The following is a 17620-nucleotide window of genomic DNA, read 5'->3' as shown; positions in this document are numbered from 1 at the left end:
GATGTCTCCACATCGGACGTACGATGCGAAGGTGCGTCGACACACAGTGACGGCGCCGTCGCCCGCTGCGCCATGACGTGCGGCCTCGTGAAGGAGATGTCTGATGCTGGGTCGCCCGGGCTGGTCCCGTGCCACCAGAAGCATCCACACCCGGATCCTGGTCAGCTACATCGTGCTGATCGTCCTCTCCGGCGGGCTCTGCGCGGTCGCCATCCACGAGGTGCTGATGATCCGGCTGGAGAGCCGGATCGCCGAGGCGGTGCAGCAGGAGTTCCTGGAGATCGACCGGCTGGTCACCGACGGCCGCGATCCGCGTACCGGCGCCGCCTTCACCTCGGTGGCGGCCGTCTTCGACGTCTACTTCCGGCGCAACGTCCCCAGCCAGGAGGAGGCGATCCTCGCCTTCGCCGACGGGCGGCTGCAACACGCCTCGATGGGCCGGTTCCCGGTCGACCGCGTGCCGGACTCCGCCATGCAGGTCTTCGCCACCTCCGCGCGGACGTACACCGTCACCGACGGCCGGCCGCCGCTGGACCGCTTCGACACCAGCCGGGGCAGCGCCTACTACGGAATCCTGCCGCTGCGGGTCGGGGCCAGCACCGGCGCCTTCGTGGTGACGATCCTGCCGGTGGCGCAGCGCCGCGAGATCGCCGACCTCCAGCGGTACGCCGTCGGCGCCGTCCTCGGCGTGGTGGTGCTCGCCTCCGCCTGCGCCTGGCTGGTCACCGGGCGGGTGCTCGGACCCGTCCGGCAGCTCACCGAGACCGCCCGACTGATCTCGAAGTCGGACCTGACCCGGCGCATCCCGGTCGCCCGGCAGGACGAGGCGGCCGAGATGGCCCGCACCTTCAACGCCATGCTCGACCGGCTGGAGGCGGTGTTCCGGCGGGAACGGGAGTTCCTGCTCGACGCCGGGCACGAACTGCGCGGCCCGATCACCATCTCGCTGGGCAACCTCGGCCTGCTGCAACAGCAGTTGCCGGACGACGACGAGGCGCGCGGCACCATCGCGGTGGTCACCGACGAGCTTGAGCGGATGGCCCGGATCGTCGGTGACCTGCACATCCTGGCCGACGTACCGCACCCGCACTTCCTCCAGCCCGAGCGGATCGACCTCGAACTCTTCGTCGCCGAGCTGGCCGTCAAGCTCAGCGCGCTGGCGCCCCGGCAGTGGCTCGTCGACGAGCTGGGCGAGGGACTGCTGGTGGCGGACCGGCACCGGCTCACCGAAGCGGTGATCAACCTCGCCGACAACGCCGTACGGCACACCGCCGACACCGACACCGTCTCGATCGGCGCGGCCGTACGGGGCGAGGACGTGCACATCTGGGTCCGGGACACCGGCTGCGGCATCGAGTACGACGACCAGCCGTACATCTTCGACCGGTTCCGCCGGGGCGCGCGGGCCCACCTGCGCTATCCCGGCACCGGGCTGGGGCTGGCCATCGTCCGGGCGGTGGCGCAGGCGCACGGCGGACGGGTCGACCTGTCCAGCCGGCCCGGGGTGGGCAGCACGTTCACCCTGGTGATCCCACGGCAGGGGCGGGAGGGTGAGCTTGGCCAGGATACTGATCGCTGAGGACGACCTGCAGATCGCGGCCTTCCTCGACAAGGGGCTGCGGGCCAACGGCTGGGCCACCACCCACGTCACCGAGGGGGAGCAGGCCGAGGAGTTCGGCCTGAGCGGCGACTTCGACCTGCTCATCCTCGACATCGGGCTGGCCGGCCGGAACGGGTTCGAGGTGTTGGCGGCGCTGCGGGCCCGGGGGCACCGGCTGCCGGTGCTGGTCCTCACCGGACGGGCCCGGGCGCACGACGTGGTGGCCTGCCTGGACGCCGGAGCCGACGACTACATGACGAAACCGTTCCGGTTCGAAGAACTTCTGGCCCGGGTACGCGCCCGGCTGCGCGACGTCGGCTCCGACGAGCCGCGCACCCTGGTCGCCGGTGCGATCCGGCTCGACCTCTGGACCCGCCAGGTCACCGTGCACGACCGGGACGTGGCGTTGACCGGTCGGGAGTTCGTACTGCTGGAGACGCTGATCCGGCACGCGGGTCGGGTACTCAGTCGGCAACAGTTGCTCTCGCACGCCTGGGGCTACGACTTCGATCCGGGTACCAATCTGGTCAACGTCTACGTCAGCGCGCTGCGCAAGAAACTCGGCGAGGACGTGATCGAGACGATGCGCGGGTTCGGCTACCGGCTACGTAGCTCCTGACCAGCGGAATGACCGGGATGGTTGGCGGCGCGGAGGGCCGCGGCCGAAGTGGTGTCGAGCCGGGGCCCTCGGCTGTTGCGTCACTCAGTAGCATCGAGCCATGCCACACCAACCCCAACTGGCGGAGTCCGACTCCACCGAGGTCATCGCGGGAACTCCGGACGGGAGTTCCACCGACGCACCGGCTCCCAAGCGGCGGCGGCGCACCAGGCGGATCATCCTCATCACGCTGCTGGTGTTGGCATTGCTCGGCGGCGGGGGAGCGGTCGCGGCCGGCATCTACGTCCACCGCCTCGAGTCCGGCATCGAGCGGGTGGAGGCGTTCGACGCGGTTCCCGAGGAGTCGCGTCCGGTCAAGGTGGCGAAGGACGCCAAGAACATCCTGATCCTGGGCAGCGACACCCGCGACCCGTCGAACACCGGTGGTTCGCGCAGCGACACCATCATCCTCGCCCACCTGCCGGCGGACCGGTCCAGCGCCCAGCTCGTCTCGATCCCCCGGGACACCTGGGTCAACGTGCCGAAGTCCAAGGACGGCAAGCACGGCGGGCGGGACGCCAAAATCAACGCCGCGTACGCCTGGGGCGGGATTCCGCTGATGGTGCAGACGGTCGAGAAGTTCACCGGGGTCCGGGTCGACCACGTCGCGATCGTCGACTTCGCCGGCTTCAAGGAGATCGTCGACGCGCTCGGCGGCGTACAGCTCACCGTCGAGGAGAGCTTCACGTCGACGCACTCGCTGCTGCCCACCGGCCGTCGCGAGTTCAAGAAGGGCCCGCAGGTGATGGACGGCGCACAGGCGCTGGACTACGCCCGCGAGCGGTACGCGTTCAAGGACGGGGACTTCGCCCGGATCCGGCACCAGCAGCAGGTCATCCGGGCCATCCTGGACAAGGCCGCCTCCGGCGGCACGCTGGCCAACCCGGCCAAGCTGAACTCCTTCATCCGGGCCTCCGCCGACGCGGTCTCGGTCGACAAGACCCTCTCCATGCTCGACATGGGCATGGAGCTGCGGCATCTGCGCAGCGGCAACCTGACCTTCATCACCAGCCCCACCAAGGGGACCGGCAACGTCGGCAGCGAGAGCGTCGTGTTCGCCAAGACCGACGAGGTGAAGACCTTCTACGACGCCGTCCGGCGCGACGCGGTACCCGAGATCCTCAAGGGAGCGAAGTGACCACCCCCGCCGAGGCGGGGCGCTCGCGGCCGTATCCTGCACCGGGCGTCCCGTAGGGGAGGTCATCGTCACGGGGGAGAAACAGATGTCGACGTGGCCGTTGGCACAGCACGATCCGACGGTCGGCCTGCCCGACACCGGTCCGTCGGAACGGGCCCCGCTCGTACCGGTGGTGCCGGGCGCCGACGCCGTCGACCCGGGGCCCGCGCTGCCGGCGGTGCCCCGCCCCCGCGCCGGATCCGGGCTCAGCGCCGAGGAGCGGGCCCGGGCCGGCACCGACACGACGGCGGTACTGCCGTACGCCGGATCCCGGGCCTCGGTGCGTACCCGCAGGTTGCGGGCCTGGATGGTGACCGCCCCGGTCGACGTCGCCGCACTGCTCGGTCCGCTGCTGGTCACCGGTGACCGCTACTGGCGGGGGACCGTGTTCACCGCGGGGCTCACCGTCGCCATCTTCGCGGCCGGCGGGCTCTACCGGGCCCGCCGGCACATGAGCATCCTGGACGAGTTGCCGAGCCTCTGCGGCCGGCTGCTCGCCTCCGCCGCGATCGTCGCCATCATCGCGGCGATGCGGCACGGCTCGGTGGAATACATGACCGGGTTCATGCGCGGCGTGGCGCTCTCCGCCGGGCTGGTCATCGTCGGCCGCGCGGTCACCCGACGGGCGGTGCTGATCGCCCGCAAACGGCGTTGGGTCGAACACAACGCGATCATCATCGGCAGCGGCCCGATCGCCGCCGAACTCGCCCGGCTGCTCCGGCGCTATCCGCAGTACGGCCTGCGCTTCGCCGGCTGTGTCGACGCCGAGGAGCGGCACAGCCCCACCTCGCCGCCGCTGATCGGCACCCTGGACCAGCTCGCCGACCGGATCCGCCTGGTCGAGTGCGACGTGCTCGTCGTCGCCGAACCCGACTATCCGGAGACCGGCCTGATGGAGATGCTGGCCCGCCCGGAGTACGCGAGCTGCGACATCTGGAGCGTGCCCCGGCTCTGGGGGTCCCGTTCGCCCGGCGGCCTGCCCGACCACATCGGCGCGATCCCGGTGGTGCAGATCCGGCACACCAGCCTCTCCGGCCTGCGCTGGGTGGTCAAGCGCGCCTCCGACATCGTCTTCTGCGTGGTGGCCCTGGTCGTACTCAGCCCGGTGCTGCTGCTCTGTGCCCTGGCCACCTGGCTGGAGGGCGGCCGGGGGATCTTCTTCCGTCAGGAGCGGATCGGGCGCTACGGCAAGCCGTTCGACGTCATCAAGTTCCGGACGATGCAGCCGGCCGACGAGGTCGAGTCCCGGACGCACTGGTCGATCGCGGACGACCGGCGGGTCGGCCCGGTCGGCCGGTTCATGCGCCGCACCTCCCTGGACGAGCTGCCCCAACTCTGGAACATCCTGCGCGGCGACATGACGGTGGTCGGCCCCCGCCCCGAGCGGCCGTACTTCGTCGAGAAGTTCTCCGCCGAGCACCCCGACTACGCGATGCGGCACCGGGTACCGGTCGGGCTGACCGGGCTCGCCCAGGTCAGCGGGTTGCGCGGCGACACCCCGATCTCCGACCGGGCCCGGTTCGACAACTACTACATCGAGAACTGGACGCTCTGGCTCGACCTCAAGGTGCTGCTGCGGACCGTCATCGAGGTGTTCCGGGGCGGCGGGCGCTGAGCATCGGCCCGGCAGCGAGCGGTCAGCCGGCGGGCAGGAACGGCAACGGGGTCACCTGGAAGCCGTCGAGATAGCGGGCCGGGTCGGCACCGAGTACCGCACCGAGGACGGTGCCGTAGACCTGCCGGAAGTCGACAGTCGCCTTGAGATCGCCGTCGTCCAGGTCGGACAGGCTGGGCTGCTCGCCGTAGAGGCCGCCGGTCACCTGGCCGCCGAGCACCAGGACCGGACCGGCGGTGCCGTGGTCGGTGCCGTCGGAGGCGTTGCCCCGTACCCGCCGGCCGAACTCGCTGTAGACCACCACCGTGACCTGCCGGCCCGCCTCGGTCCGCGCCATCCGCTCCACGAAGCCGGTCAACGCCTCGTCGAGCTGGGTTAGCAGCAGCTCGTGCCCGACGATCAGGCTGGCGTGGGTGTCGAACCCGCCCAGGCTGACCGAGTAGACCCGGGTCGGCACGTTCGCCTCGACACAGCGGGCAACCAGGGCGAGCTGTGCCGCGAGCGCGCTCGACCCGCCGGTGCCGGTCGCCGGACCGCTCGGCCCGCTCTCCGCGCGGGCAGTCTCCTGGGAGTGCCGGACGAGATGGTCCACCCGGAGCAGGTCGGCGTAGGAGGCGGCGGCCCGGGCCTGCATCGCCGGCTCGCCCGGCTGCGCGACGCCCAGCGCCCCGACCAGCCCGTCGTCGATCCCGGGCGGCAGCCTGAGGCCGCCGAGACTGACGCAGGCACCGGACCGGGTCTCACCGGCGAGCAACGGCGGCAGTACCGGCTCGAAGCTCACCGCCGTCTCCGGGGTCGCATTGGTGCCGTCCAGCCAGCGGCCCACCCAGCCGCTGTAGATGGGTACGCCCGGCGACGCGGTCTGCCAGATGTCCATCGACCGGAAGTGGCTGCGGTCCGGCTTCGGGTAGCCGACCCCGAGGACCACGGCGAGGCGCTTCGCGTCCCACAGTCGCTTCAGCCCACGCAGCTTCGGGTTGAGCCCCAGCGCGTCGTCGAGGTGCAACACCTGCTCGGCCGGGTACGCCAACTCGGGCCGCAACCCGTGGTAGCGGCGGTCCGCGTACGGGATGACGGTGTTCAGGCCGTCGTTGCCGCCGTACAGGGTGACCAGCACCAGTTTCCCGCCCGGGTCCGGCGGGGCGGCCCTGGACGACTTGTCGAGCAGTTCGGCGAGGCCCAGCGCGGCCCCGGTGGTCGCCAGCGCACCGCCACCGACAACGCCGGAGGCGACCAGGAAACGGCGTCGGGTCAGCGCGTCCATCTCAGGTCACCAGGTATTCCGGGCTCGCCAGGCCGAGGACCAGCAACTGGCGGGCATCCTTCACCTCGCGGAGCACCTGGTAGGTCCGGTCGGTCCAGCCGTCCAGGCAGAGCATGTCGGCGACCTGTTCCGGGGTCAGCCGCTCCGGCCGGTGCAGCGCGACCAGCCTGCCGGCCAGGTCTAGCCGGACCTGGGCGGCGGCCGAGGTCAACCAGGCGGTGCCGGCCGGCCACCCGCCGACGCTCGGCGGCGCGAACGGAAGCTGCCCGAGCGCCCGCATGCCGTGCACGATCTCCATGGCGGTCTCCACCGGCAGTCCGCTGATCCGCAGGCCGAGCTGCCGCATCGCCCCGACCAGCCACTCCACCGGCTGCTTGACCAGGGTGTGTGCGGTACCGGCGAAGGCTTCGTCCTCGAAGAGCACCCGCAGCATCGCCATCGGTGCGGGGAACGCCTCGACCATCTTCTCCCGGAGCCGGTCCGGCAGGGGTTCGCTGTGCGAGGCGTACCGGAACCACATCCGGGTGGCGATGAACCGGGGGCATTCCGGACGGGTGAGCAGCAGGTTGACCAGGCTGTGCGCGTCGAACTTCGCCGTCTGGCCGAGGATGGTCTTGCGACCCGGATCGTGCCGCTTCCGGTCGAAGTACGGCACCTCCTCCTCCAGTACGGTCAGCCAGCCGGTGAGCGCCCGGCCCGCCTCCCGGACGTCCCGCTCGGTGTACTGGCCGATCCCGAGCAGGAACAGCTCGAAGAGTTCCCGGGCGAGATTCTCGTTGGGCGCGTCCTTCTTGTTGAACTGCCCGTCCAGCCAGTAGATCAGTGCCTGGTCGACGATCATCCGGTGGGCGAGGTCCACGATGTCCCGGGCGTTGCGCAGCGTCCGGTGCTGGGCCAGCACGAACTGCCCGCTGCGTACCTTGTCGATCGAGGTGGCCCAGTGCCCGTGCCAGAAGAACACCAGCTTCTCGACCGCCTGGTGGCTCGCCACGGCCATCCGGTCCAGCCACCACCGCTGGAGCAGCTCGGTCTGCGCCTTCCGCTTGACGTCGGCCGCGATGTGCTGGGCCCGGGTCGGATTCGGCAGGTTGGCGTGCGGGTCGGGGCCGAGGGTCGGCACGGGGGAGCTGGTCGCGCCGACGTCCGGCCCCAGTGGAGCGAGCAGCCCGGCGAGCGTCTCCGGGTAACCCGACTGGCGTGCCGCGCTGAGCTCGACCGCGGTCGGACCGAAGCCGGCCCGGCGCAGGAGCAGCGCGACGTCGCCGGTCATGATGGCAACATAGGCGAGAAGCGGTGGCAGCGGCAAACGTTTGGCGGCCGGCCGGATCGCCGACGGCTACGGGTCGCAGCCGGAGGACCGGCGGGCGCGACCGAAACTGGATAAAGCGGGGTACCGGTGAGGCCGGCTGCCGCCGCGTCCCGCCGCTCCCCTAGGGTGCCCTGGTGCGACAGCGCGCGGTCATTGACAGAATGACTTCCCCTACGGTCGATCGGTGTCGGTTCGATGCGGGCGGTTCCCGCCGTCGCGTGCTCGGCCCCCGCACGGTCGGTCGAGTCTTTCCTCGGCAGCGTCCGGTGCACGCTGCCCGACAGGGCCGGAAGAGACAGGTGACGACGACACCACCGGGCGGTGCCGCCCCCGGGGCCGGAGCGCCCCGACCGACGATGCTGGTGCTGGGCACCGCCGAGTGGAGTGCGCCGATCGCGACGAACCAGCACTACGTGGTGCGGGAGTTCGCGCGGGACTTCGAGACACACTTCGTCGAGTCGCTCGGCCTGCGCCGGGTCCGGTTCGACGCCCGGGACCTCACCCGGATCGTCCGCCGGGTCCGCAACTCCGTCCAGGGCCGGACCGGCACGGCCGGCCGGCCCGTGCCGGAGCGGGCGACGGTCGTCTCGCCGCTGATCGTTCCGGTGCACCGCCGTCCCACCCGACCGGTCAACCGGATGCTGCTGGAGCGGGCCGTCGCCCGGTGGCGGACCTCGCCCCGTCCCCGGGGCCTCTGGACGTTCACCCCGGTCACCTACGGGCTGGAGCGGTACGCCGACTTCACCGTCTACCACTGCGTCGACCTGCTGGGTGCCTTCCCCGGAGTCGACGCGGTCGCCGTCGACGCCGGAGAACGCCGGTTGGCCGGTCGGGTGCGGTGCGCGATCGCGACCAGCGAGGTGGTGGCCGCACACCTGCGGGAGGTCGGCTTCCCGGACGTCCACACCCTGCCGAACGTCGCCGACGTCGACCTCTTCGCCGCGGCCGGCCGTCCGGCGGCGCAGCGTCGTCCGGCGGCACTCTTCGCCGGCAACCTGTCACCGCACAAACTGGACTACCCGCTGCTCCGCGCCCTGGCCGAGGGACTGCGCGGCCGGGGCGAACTGCTGCTGGCCGGTCCGGTCGCGGCCGGCGGTGGCGGCTTCGCCACGGAACTGGCCGAGTTGGTCGGACTCGGCGCGCGCTACCTGGGGGTACTCGGCATCGAGGAGTTGGCCGAGGTGACCGGCACCGCCACGGTGGGCCTGGTGCCGTACGCGCTCAACCCGTACACCACCGGGGTCAGCCCGCTGAAGTGCTACGAGTACCTGTCGGCCGGGCTGACCGTGGTGAGCACCGCCGTTCCGGACGTGGTCCGGGCGGCCCGGGGTACCGCCGCGATCGGCGTCGCGGACTCCGTCGACGATTTCGTCGCCCGGGTGCTGCGCGCCGTCGAACCCGGCACGGACCAGGAGATCGCCGCCCGCGTCGAGTACGCCCGCGACTTCGGCTGGCGGGCCCGTGGCGAGCTGCTGCGGGGCATCGTCACCGGAGCGGGCGGGCCCCGTCCGGCATCGGCGCCGGGGCCGTCCCGTGCCTAGCCGACTGCCCGCCGCCCGGCGCCTGGTCGACGGGTTCGGCACCGCCGCCGCCGACCCGACCCGGCTCACGGTGCTGGCCGCCGTACTCCTCGTCCTCGCGCTGCCCCAGCTCTACCTGCTGCCCGGCGGCAACGTCGACATCGCACTGGGCACCTTCGTCGCCCTGCTGGCCGCCCCGCTGGTGCTGCTCGCCGCCCGGGGCGGGCTGGCCCGGGGGCTGCTCCGGCTCGGTCTGGTCCGGATCCTGCTGCTCCTGCTGGCGCTCCGGCTGCTGGCCCTGGCCTGGTCGCCCGAGCCGCGCGCCGGATTGCAGTTCATCACCCTGTTCGTCCAGTTCGTCGTCACCCTGGTGCTGATGTCGGCGGTGGCCCGCGACGGCGCGGACGCCCTGCGGAAGCTGCAACTGTGGTACTGGCCGTGGGTGCTGCTGGAGGCCGCCCTGGTCGTCGCCTTCCGGGTGCTGCCCGGGCTGGAGGACGCGTACCTGCACTCGATCGGCGGCTACTTCGCCGGCCATAACACCGTCGCGGCACTCTACGGCGACAACCCGAACAACGTGCTGGACCCGGCGAAGGCCGGCGGCTTCTTCATCAACGCGAACGTCGCGGCGATGTTCCTCGGGGTCAACGGCCTCGCCGCGTTCGCCCTGGCGGCCGTCACCGGTGTCCGCCGGGTCCGGCTGGTCGGGGTGGCGGCACTGGTCGCGGTGCTGTTCACCGGCTCGAAGTCGGCCACCGTGCTGGTGGTCGTACTGCCCGCCGCCGCGTACGCCTTCCACCGGCTGCGCCGGTACGCCACCCCGGCGGTCCGGCGGTACCTGCTGATCGGCACCGTGCCGCTGGCCGCAGCCGTGGCGCTGCTGCTCGCCGTCAACCGGAGCTTCCTCGACGCCCTGCTGGAGGCGTTCGTCGGGCGGGCCGCGATCTGGCAGTTCGGCGCGGAGGCGTTCCGGGACAGTCCACTGCTCGGCCTGGGCTACGGCGGCTGGAACATCGGCTTCGCGGCGTACGCCGACGAGCACGAGATCTGGCGGGTCTTCCCGCCGCACAACATCCTGCTCGGCGCCTGGGCGGTGACCGGGATCGCCGGGCTGGTGCTCACCGTCGCGTTCTTCGTCGCCGCGTTCCGACTGGTCGCCCGGCGCTTCCAGACCGCCGGGCCGACCGGGCAGGTGTACGCGGTCTGCGTCGGTACGGCGATCGCCTGGATCATGATCCAGGGGTTGGGCGAGAACACCGACATCTTCGGCGACATCCACCTGATCCCGATCGTCGCACTGCTGCTCGCCTACCTCGTCCGCCCCGTCGCCGAGGACCGCCCGGGCGCCGAACCTCGGTCCGTCGCCGAGGACCGCCCCGTTGCCGAGGCTCGTCCCGTTGCCGAAGAACGCCCCGGCGCCGAGGAAGCAGCCGAGGAAGCAACGGTCGAGGAGAAGGTGCTGGTCGGAGAGAAGGCGCTGGTCGAGGAGGAGGCGCCCGCCGTCCGGGAGGGATCCGGCGGCGCGGAGGCGCCGGTCGGTCAGCAGGCATCCGCCGCCGAGGAGTCCGAGGAGTCCGAGGACAATGTCAGTTCCCCCGACCGTGGGCGTCGTCCGGCACCAGCAGTTCCGGCCGTCGGAGACGTTCATCACGAGCCAGGCACTGGCGATGCGGAACTTCCGGCCACTGTTCGTGGCGAGGGATCCGGTCCCGAGCCTGCCGCGCACCGACGCGGCTGACGGTGCACCGGGCGCCGCCCCGACTGGCGCCGCGCCACCGGCCGACCCGACCGGCGTTCCGGCAGCCTCCGACCCGGCCGGCGTTGGGGCATCCGACCCGGCCGGCGTTCCGGCCTTCTCCGGCCGGGCCCGGTCGGCGCCCGACTCGGTCAGCGTCGCCGACTTCGGCCGGGCGGCGGTGCTGAGGTACACGCTGACCCGGCGGTCGGACCGGCTGCGCCGGCTGCTGGCGGAGCGGGGCACCGCACTGCTGCACGCGCACTTCGGGGTGGAGGGCGTCTACGCCGCACCGGTGGCCAGAGCCCTCGGCGTCCCGCTGGTCACCACCCTGCACGGGTTCGACGTGACCGTCACCAAGTCCCGGCTGCTGGCCTCCCGCAAACCGTCCTGGGTGAACTACGTCGCCTGGCGCGGCGAACTCTTCGACACGGGGGCCAGCTTCGTCTGCGTCTCCGAACACATCCGGCGCAAGGCGCTGGACTGGGGCTATCCGGCCGACCGGCTGGTCGTCCTCCCCACCGGAGTCGACGTGGACCTGATTCCGCCCGCCGATCCCGTCGAGACACCCCGGATCCTGCACATCGCCCGGCTGGTGGAGAAGAAGGGCACCGCCGACCTGCTGCGGGCGTTCGCGGTGGTACGCCGGGCGGTACCCGGGGCCGAGCTGGTGATCGTCGGCGACGGACCGCTGCGGGAGCCGCTCGACGGACTCGCCCGGGAACTCGACGTGTCGGCGGCGGTCCGGTTCCTGGGTGCCCGGACGCACACCGAGACGCTCGACTGGCTGCGCCGGTCCCGGCTGCTGTGCCAGCCGAGCGTCACCGCGGCCTCCGGCGACCAGGAAGGACTGCCGACGGTACTGCTGGAGGCGGCGGCGACCGGGCGGCCGGTGGTCGGGACCACGCACGGCGGGATAGCGGAGGCGGTGACCGACGGCGAGAACGGCTTCCTGGTGGCCGAACGGGACGTCGCCGCGCTGGCCGACCGGCTGACCGTGCTGCTCCGCGATCCGCAGCTCTGCCAACGGTTCGGCGAGGCGGGCCGGCAGACGGTCGTCGAGCGGTACAACCTGCGTCGGCAGACCGAGAAGCTGGAGTCGCTGTACCGGAGCCTGCGATGACCGGGTCGGTACTCGTCTTCTCCCGGGCCACCCCGCACCACCACATCGGCGGGATGGAGATCCTCTCCTGGAGCCTCGCCACCGAACTTGCCCGGCACGTCCCACAGGTCCGGGTCGTCACCACCGCCGTTCCGGGCCGCGACGGGCCGTTCACGGCCGACGGCGTCGAGGTGGTGCCGTTGGCCGGTACCCGACCCGGTCGTTACTCGACCGCCTGGTGGCGCGGGTCCCGGGACTACTGGGCCACGCTGGCGGAGCCGCCCGGGGTGGTGCTGTCGGTCAGTGCCGGGGCGTACGCGGTGGCCCGGGAGCGGAAGCGGCACCCGGGTACGCCGTTCGTGCTCCAGGCGCACGGCACCTCGACGATGGAGATCGCCTCGAAACTGCGGTCCGGTCGCCCCCGGCTGCTGGCCACCGCGCCGAAGAACGCGGGCTGGCTGCTCCGGGACCTGGCCCGGTACCGGGACTTCGACCGGATCGTCGCGGTCGGCGGCCGGGTGGTCACCTCGCTGGGCGCATGGCCGCAGTGCTGGTCCGTGCCGGCGGACCGGGTCCGGCACATTCCCAACGGGGTACGTCCGGCGGACCAGGCCGCCGACCGCGAGGCGCGGCGGGAACTCCGGGCGGCCTGGGGCGTCGACGAGCGGACGACGGTGGTCGGCTGCGTCGGCCGGCTGCACGCGCAGAAGCGACTGGACCGGGTGCTGCGGGCGGCGGCGGTGCTGCGGGACCGGGGGCACGGCGACCGGTTCCGGTTCCTGCTGGTCGGCGGCGGGCCCGACGAGGGCCGGCTGCGTCACCTGGTACGCGACCTCCGGCTGGCCGACCTGGTCACGTTCGTCGGTCAGGTCCGGCCGGACGAGGTCGGGCGGTACTACGCGGGCGCCGACGCCGCACTGCTCACCACGGCACACCTAGAAGTCGGGCTGCCGCTGGCGATCCTGGAGGCACTGGCCAGCGGGCTGCCCTGCGTCGTGTCCCGCGGCATCGCCGGGCCGGCAGGGCTCGACGCCGCGCTGCGCCCGGTCGACACCGACGATCCCGACGCGGTCGCCGACGCCCTCCAGCACGTCACGCCGACAGCCGGAACGCGGTCGAGCCTGCTGCCCGACGAACTGACCCTGGCACACTGTGCCCGGAGCTACCTCGCGCTCTTCGACGACCTCCGAGGCCGGTACGGAACGCCGTGACCAGGATCTTCTTCCGGCTGGTCCTCGGCGGGGTGACCGGCAAGGTGCTCGGGCTGCTCCGCGAGGTCCTGCTCGCGGCGCTCTTCGGTGCCGGTCGGGCGGTGGCGGCCAACCGGGTCGCGCTGACCGGCACACTGATCCCGGTCAACTTCTTCACCGCCGACGCGCTGTCGGCCGGCTTCCTGCCGCTGTACGTGCGGTACCGCGCCGAGCAGCCGGGCATGGCCCTGGTGCTCTACCGGGCCGTACGGTCACTGCTCGCCGCCTTCTCGCTGCTGCTCACCGTGGCGCTGCTGGTCGGCCGGACGGCCTGGGTCGACCTGCTGGCGCCGGGACTGGACCCGGAGACCGCCGAACTCGCCTCGACGATGCTCGGGATCGCCGCACTGTCGGTGCCGTGCTACGTCCAGTACGGCCTCTACACGCTGGTCGGGCTGGCACACGACGACGTACGCCTGATCAACATCCGGCCCTCGGTGCAGAGCCTCGGCCTGATCGGCGCGACGGTACTGGCCTACCTGACCGGCAACGTCGAGATCCTGGCCTGGGGCTTCACGGTGCCGTACGTGCTGCTCTGGGTCTTCGCGGTCTACTGGATCCGGCGTCGGGGCTACCTCGGCCCGGTGGACGATCCGGGACCGTCGCTGCCGGACGGCGCGGCCCGCCGGCTGGCCCTGGGGATGTTCTGGCGCCGGCTGCGGCCGTTGCTGCTGATCCCGGTTCTCCTACAGGGCTCGATCGGGGTCGAACGCGCGGTCGGCTCGCTGCTCGGCGTCGAGGTGGTCGCGGCGACCGAGTACGCGCGGTTCGTCGTCGACTCCTGCATGGCCCTGCTCGCCGCCCCGCTGGGGCTGGCCGGGCTGGCGTCGTTCGCCAGGATGGATCCGGCGGAGGTGGCCGGCGGCCTACGGCGGCTGCTGCCCCCGGTGCTGTTCGTGACGGTGCCGCTCTCGCTGATCCTCTGCCTCAACAGCACCGGCATCGTCACCGTGCTGTACGCCCGGGGCGAGTTCGACGACCAGGCGGTCCGGATCTCCGCCACCCTGCTGCTGGGTTTCGCTCTCGGCATCTGGGCCCAGGTGGTCGGCTACACCCTGGTGAAGGTACTCAACGCGCAGGGCCGGAACTTCCACGTAGCGATCGTGATGGCGGTCTCGTACGCCGTCGCCGCCGGGCTGAACCTGCTGCTGTACCGGCACTGGGGAGCGTTCACCCTCGGTGCGGCGGCCTCGGTGGGCGGGCTGTTGATGTTCCTCGTCTCGGCCCGCCTGCTCGGGGTGCTCGGCTACAGCCTGAGGTTGCTCGGCGCGCTGCTGCCCGGAACGGTCGCGGCCGGTGCGCTCGGCTACCTGCTTGCCGGCCCGGGGCTGCCGAGGCTGGTCGGCTCCTGCGTCGGCATCCTGCTGGTCTGGGTCGGCTACGCCGCGCTGGTGCCCGCGCTGCGCCGGACGTTCCTGGCGAGCATCTGGGCGCGGGCGCGAGCACTGACCGCGCGGGACAGCACCGGACCGGGCCGTGACGGTGACCGGACCCCCTCGGATGGAGCATCAGCATGAGAGCCGAAGAGCTTCGGAACCAGGAGTCGGGATCCGTCCCGCCGGACGCCTCCCTCGCCTCCGTCGACCGGCCGGCGCAGCTCGACCATCCCGCCGACCGGCCGGCGTCGCTGGACCGTTCCGCCGATCGGCCAGCCTCGCTGGACCATCTCGCCGAGCGGTCGGTGGCGGTGGTACACGAGTGGTTCGGCGCGACCGGCGGGTCGGAGAACGTGTTCCGGCGGATCGCGGCGGAACTGCCGCACGCCGAACGGTTCGTGCTGTGGAAGGACGCGGGGGTCCCGGATCCGGACCTTCGGGAGTCGTGGCTGGCCAGGACGCCGCTGCGGCGTACCAAGGCGGTGGCGTTGCCGGTGATGCCGCTGGTCTGGCGTACGCTGAGCCGGCAGCGGTTCGACGTCGTCGTCTCCTCCAGCCACGCCTTCGCACACACCGTACGGCTGGGCGCGCCGGACCGGACCAGGTATCTCAGCTACGTCCACTCCCCGGCCCGGTACCTCTGGAGCCCGTCCTTCGACGGCCGGGGCGCCAACCCCTTGCTGGCACCGCCGAGGCGGCTGCTGCAAGCCGTCGACCTGCGGCTGAGTCGGCACGTACACAGCTATGCGGCGAACTCCCGGGAGGTGCGGGACCGGATCCGCCGGTACTGGCGGCGGGACGCGGTGGTGGTCAACCCGCCCGTGGACACCGACTTCTTCTCCGCCGCGCCGGAGCCGGAGCGCCAGCAGTCCCGGGACTACCTGCTCGGCGTCGGGCGGTGGATTCCGTACAAGAACTTCGACCTGATCATCGCGATCGCCGAGGCGGCCCGGTTTCCGCTGGTGGTCGCCGGGTCGGGGCCCGAGGAGGCGAACCTCCGGCGCGCCGCCGCCCGGGCGGGAGTATCGGTACGCTTCGAGATCCAGCCCGACCGGGAGCGGCTGCGCCAGCTCTACTGGGGGGCGAAGGCGCTGCTCTTCCCGGTACACGAGGACTTCGGCATCATCCCGGTGGAGGCGCAGGCCTGCGGCACGCCGGTGCTGGGGCTGCGCCGGGGCGGGCTGCGGGAGACCGTCGTGGACGGCGAGACCGGCCTGCTCGTCGACTCGCTGACCGCCGCCGACTACCTGCCGCTGGTCCGGCGCCTCGACGAGCTGGACCGGAGCCGGCTGCCGACGCACGCGGCCGGCTTCTCCCACCACGCGTTCTCGACCCGGGTACGTCGCTGGATCGCCGAGCAGACCGCCTAGAAGATCAGCGTCTCGCGCAGGTAGGTCGCCACCCGGCGCAGCTCCTGTGCACCGTCGACCGGGGCGGTCATCCGGAGCACCAACTGGCGGTCGACGGTGGCCTCGCCGGTCCCGCTCTGGAAGTACGCGACCACGACCAGTCCGTGCCGCGCCTCGCCGTTCTCCTGGAGGGTGTTCGTCTCCAGGAACGCGGAGTTCTGGCCACTGCGGATCCACCGCTTGCCCCAGGCCTCCTCGGCCTGCCGCATCGCGACCTGCTGCGCCTCGTCGCAGGGCTGCGCGCAGTCCCGCACGACCAGCTCCCCGCCGAACTCCGGCTTGTCGCTGCCCGGCGGCACACCGCAGTTGTACTTGGTGAAGCCCTGCGCCCGGCCGGAGAGTACGCACTGCCAGCTCGCCGGGACCTTGACGGTGAACGTCAGCCCCTCCAGCCCCGGCAGGGTACGCACCTTGTCCCGCTCGGTGAACGTCGGCCACTTGGTCGGCCAGGCGCCCGGGGTGGGCGGCTCCAGACCCGGTTGCAGCGGCGGGTTGGTCTGCGGCGGCGGTGGCAGGCTGCTCGCGGTCGGCTTGGTCTCGGCCGGCGGGTCCTCTCCGCCGCCGCCTTCACCGGAGAGGCTCACGGCGAGCACGGTCCCGCCACCGCCGAGGACCAGTACGACGACCACGGCGACGAGGATCCAGACCCAGTTGCGCCGTGGCTCCGGTTCCGAGGGCACGATGTGCCGCACCGGCGAGTAGAGCGGGTCGTACGAGGAGCTCTCCGTCGACGGCTCGGCCGAGTACGGCCGGGGCATCTCCGGCAGTGGCTGCGGCGGCCCCGAGATCGAGTCCGGCGGCCCGGAGATCTGGTACGGCGGAGCCGAGTTCTGGTAGGGCGGAGCCGAACCCTGGTCCGGCGGCACGGAGACCTGGTAGGGCGGGCCGGAACTCTGGTGCGGCGGCACCGAGACCTGGTGCGGCGGCGCCGAGGTCTGGTGCGGCGGCGCCGACGTTTGGTGCGGTGGCGCCGAGGTCTGGTGGGGTGGCGCCGAGGTCGGGCCGGGGATGACCGGTGGTGTCGACTGTGGGGGACCGGCCTGCCACGGGTTGGGCGGCGGCACGCTCGGAGTCAGTCGCGTCGTGGGACTGGCCAGCTCCTCGTCGTCCGGCACCGGAGAGCCGTTCGCCGTCGCCGCAGCGGTGGTCGGCGCGCTGACCGTGGTCTTCATGGTCGGCGAGTCGTCGTCACCAAGCTGCTCCTGGGCGGGCCGGCACTCCATACCCAACGCGGTGAAGAGCCGTTCGCCGCCGTCGGTCTCGCTGGCGGCGTAGGCGACCCAGGGAGCGGGGGCGGCGAACTCGGCGTGCACGTACCGGGGGCCGGCCGCACCGGGCTGGGCCAGCGCGTGCGCGGTGCCGACGAACGCCTCCCGCCAGCGCTGGTCACCCGCGACGGCGGCGTCGAGCACGGCCACCGTGTACGAGTTGCCCTGCCCGTCGATGGCGGACCAGACACTGCCGACCTGGCACAGGCTGACCGCCTCGATGAACTGGTACGGACCCACTGGCTGCATCCCAACCCACTTCCGCTTCGCTCTGTGCGGATCCTAGCGAGGCGAAACCAATGCACCCGAAGCCCCTCCAGAGGCCCGGTGGTCGTGG

13 protein-coding genes are annotated in these 17620 nt (G+C 72.2%); 10 read left to right on the top strand and 3 right to left on the bottom strand.

All coding sequences use genetic code 11. The features are described from left to right. Positions 1 to 103 precede the first annotated feature (103 nt). From Pen02_RS31365 to Pen02_RS31350, 4 genes are all read left to right on the top strand, one after another. Complete coding sequence (locus tag Pen02_RS31365; protein WP_203869765.1) at positions 104 to 1579, top strand: sensor histidine kinase; 1476 nt, start codon at positions 104 to 106, stop codon at positions 1577 to 1579. Continuing rightward, complete coding sequence (locus Pen02_RS31360) at positions 1557 to 2219, top strand: response regulator transcription factor (RefSeq protein ID WP_203869764.1); 663 nt, start codon at positions 1557 to 1559, stop codon at positions 2217 to 2219. The genes Pen02_RS31365 and Pen02_RS31360 overlap by 23 nt, the downstream gene beginning before the upstream one ends. Before the next feature lie 100 nt (positions 2220 to 2319). Beyond that, positions 2320 to 3396, top strand: a complete 1077-nt coding sequence (locus tag Pen02_RS31355) for an LCP family protein (RefSeq protein ID WP_203869763.1) — start codon at positions 2320 to 2322, stop codon at positions 3394 to 3396. Positions 3397 to 3481: 85 nt separating this feature from the next. Beyond that, positions 3482 to 5050, top strand: a complete 1569-nt coding sequence (locus Pen02_RS31350; RefSeq protein ID WP_239141602.1) for a sugar transferase — start codon at positions 3482 to 3484, stop codon at positions 5048 to 5050. A 22-nt stretch (positions 5051 to 5072) separates the two neighbouring features. Here the strand turns inward: Pen02_RS31350 and Pen02_RS31345 are convergent, their stop codons facing one another. Together Pen02_RS31345 and Pen02_RS31340 are read right to left on the bottom strand one after the other, a co-directional pair. Further along, positions 5073 to 6314, bottom strand: a complete 1242-nt coding sequence (locus tag Pen02_RS31345; RefSeq protein ID WP_203869762.1) for a DUF1501 domain-containing protein — start codon at positions 6312 to 6314, stop codon at positions 5073 to 5075. A gap of 1 nt (position 6315) precedes the next feature. After that, the gene (locus Pen02_RS31340; protein WP_203869761.1) at positions 6316 to 7584 is read right to left on the bottom strand and encodes a DUF1800 domain-containing protein; all 1269 of its coding nucleotides are present in this window, start codon (positions 7582 to 7584) and stop codon (positions 6316 to 6318) included. A 338-nt stretch (positions 7585 to 7922) separates the two neighbouring features. Here Pen02_RS31340 and Pen02_RS31335 point away from each other — a divergent pair, with 338 nt between their 5' ends. From Pen02_RS31335 to Pen02_RS31310, 6 genes are read left to right on the top strand one after another with little or no spacing between them, the layout of a single operon-like run. After that, positions 7923 to 9164, top strand: coding sequence for a glycosyltransferase (locus Pen02_RS31335; protein ID WP_239141601.1), 1242 nt, complete (start codon positions 7923 to 7925; stop codon positions 9162 to 9164). Beyond that, positions 9157 to 10881 carry an O-antigen ligase family protein gene (locus Pen02_RS31330; protein WP_203869760.1) on the top strand — a complete coding sequence of 575 codons (1725 nt, stop codon included), beginning with the start codon at positions 9157 to 9159 and terminating at the stop codon, positions 10879 to 10881. The genes Pen02_RS31335 and Pen02_RS31330 overlap by 8 nt, the downstream gene beginning before the upstream one ends. Continuing rightward, positions 10835 to 12001, top strand: a complete 1167-nt coding sequence (locus Pen02_RS31325) for a glycosyltransferase (protein ID WP_203869759.1) — start codon at positions 10835 to 10837, stop codon at positions 11999 to 12001. Before Pen02_RS31330 ends, Pen02_RS31325 begins: the two co-directional genes overlap by 47 nt. Next, positions 11998 to 13191, top strand: a complete 1194-nt coding sequence (locus Pen02_RS31320) for a glycosyltransferase family 4 protein (RefSeq protein WP_203869758.1) — start codon at positions 11998 to 12000, stop codon at positions 13189 to 13191. Before Pen02_RS31325 ends, Pen02_RS31320 begins: the two co-directional genes overlap by 4 nt. Beyond that, a complete protein-coding gene (locus Pen02_RS31315) occupies positions 13188 to 14747 on the top strand; it encodes a lipid II flippase MurJ (RefSeq protein ID WP_203869757.1) in 1560 nt (519 codons plus the stop codon). The genes Pen02_RS31320 and Pen02_RS31315 overlap by 4 nt, the downstream gene beginning before the upstream one ends. Next, the gene (locus Pen02_RS31310; protein ID WP_203869756.1) at positions 14744 to 15976 is read left to right on the top strand and encodes a glycosyltransferase; all 1233 of its coding nucleotides are present in this window, start codon (positions 14744 to 14746) and stop codon (positions 15974 to 15976) included. Before Pen02_RS31315 ends, Pen02_RS31310 begins: the two co-directional genes overlap by 4 nt. On the opposite strand, the gene Pen02_RS31305 is transcribed toward Pen02_RS31310, so the two are convergent. Then, entirely contained in the window at positions 15973 to 17532 is a 1560-nt protein-coding gene (locus Pen02_RS31305; RefSeq protein ID WP_203869755.1) for a ribosomal eL19 family protein, read from the bottom strand. The two genes, Pen02_RS31310 and Pen02_RS31305, sit on opposite strands and share 4 nt — an antisense overlap. Positions 17533 to 17620: the final 88 nt, after the last annotated feature.

This window comes from Plantactinospora endophytica (assembly GCF_016862915.1).
GTDB lineage: Bacteria > Actinomycetota > Actinomycetes > Mycobacteriales > Micromonosporaceae > Plantactinospora > Plantactinospora endophytica.
This window is presented reverse-complemented; position numbering and strand designations above follow the sequence as displayed.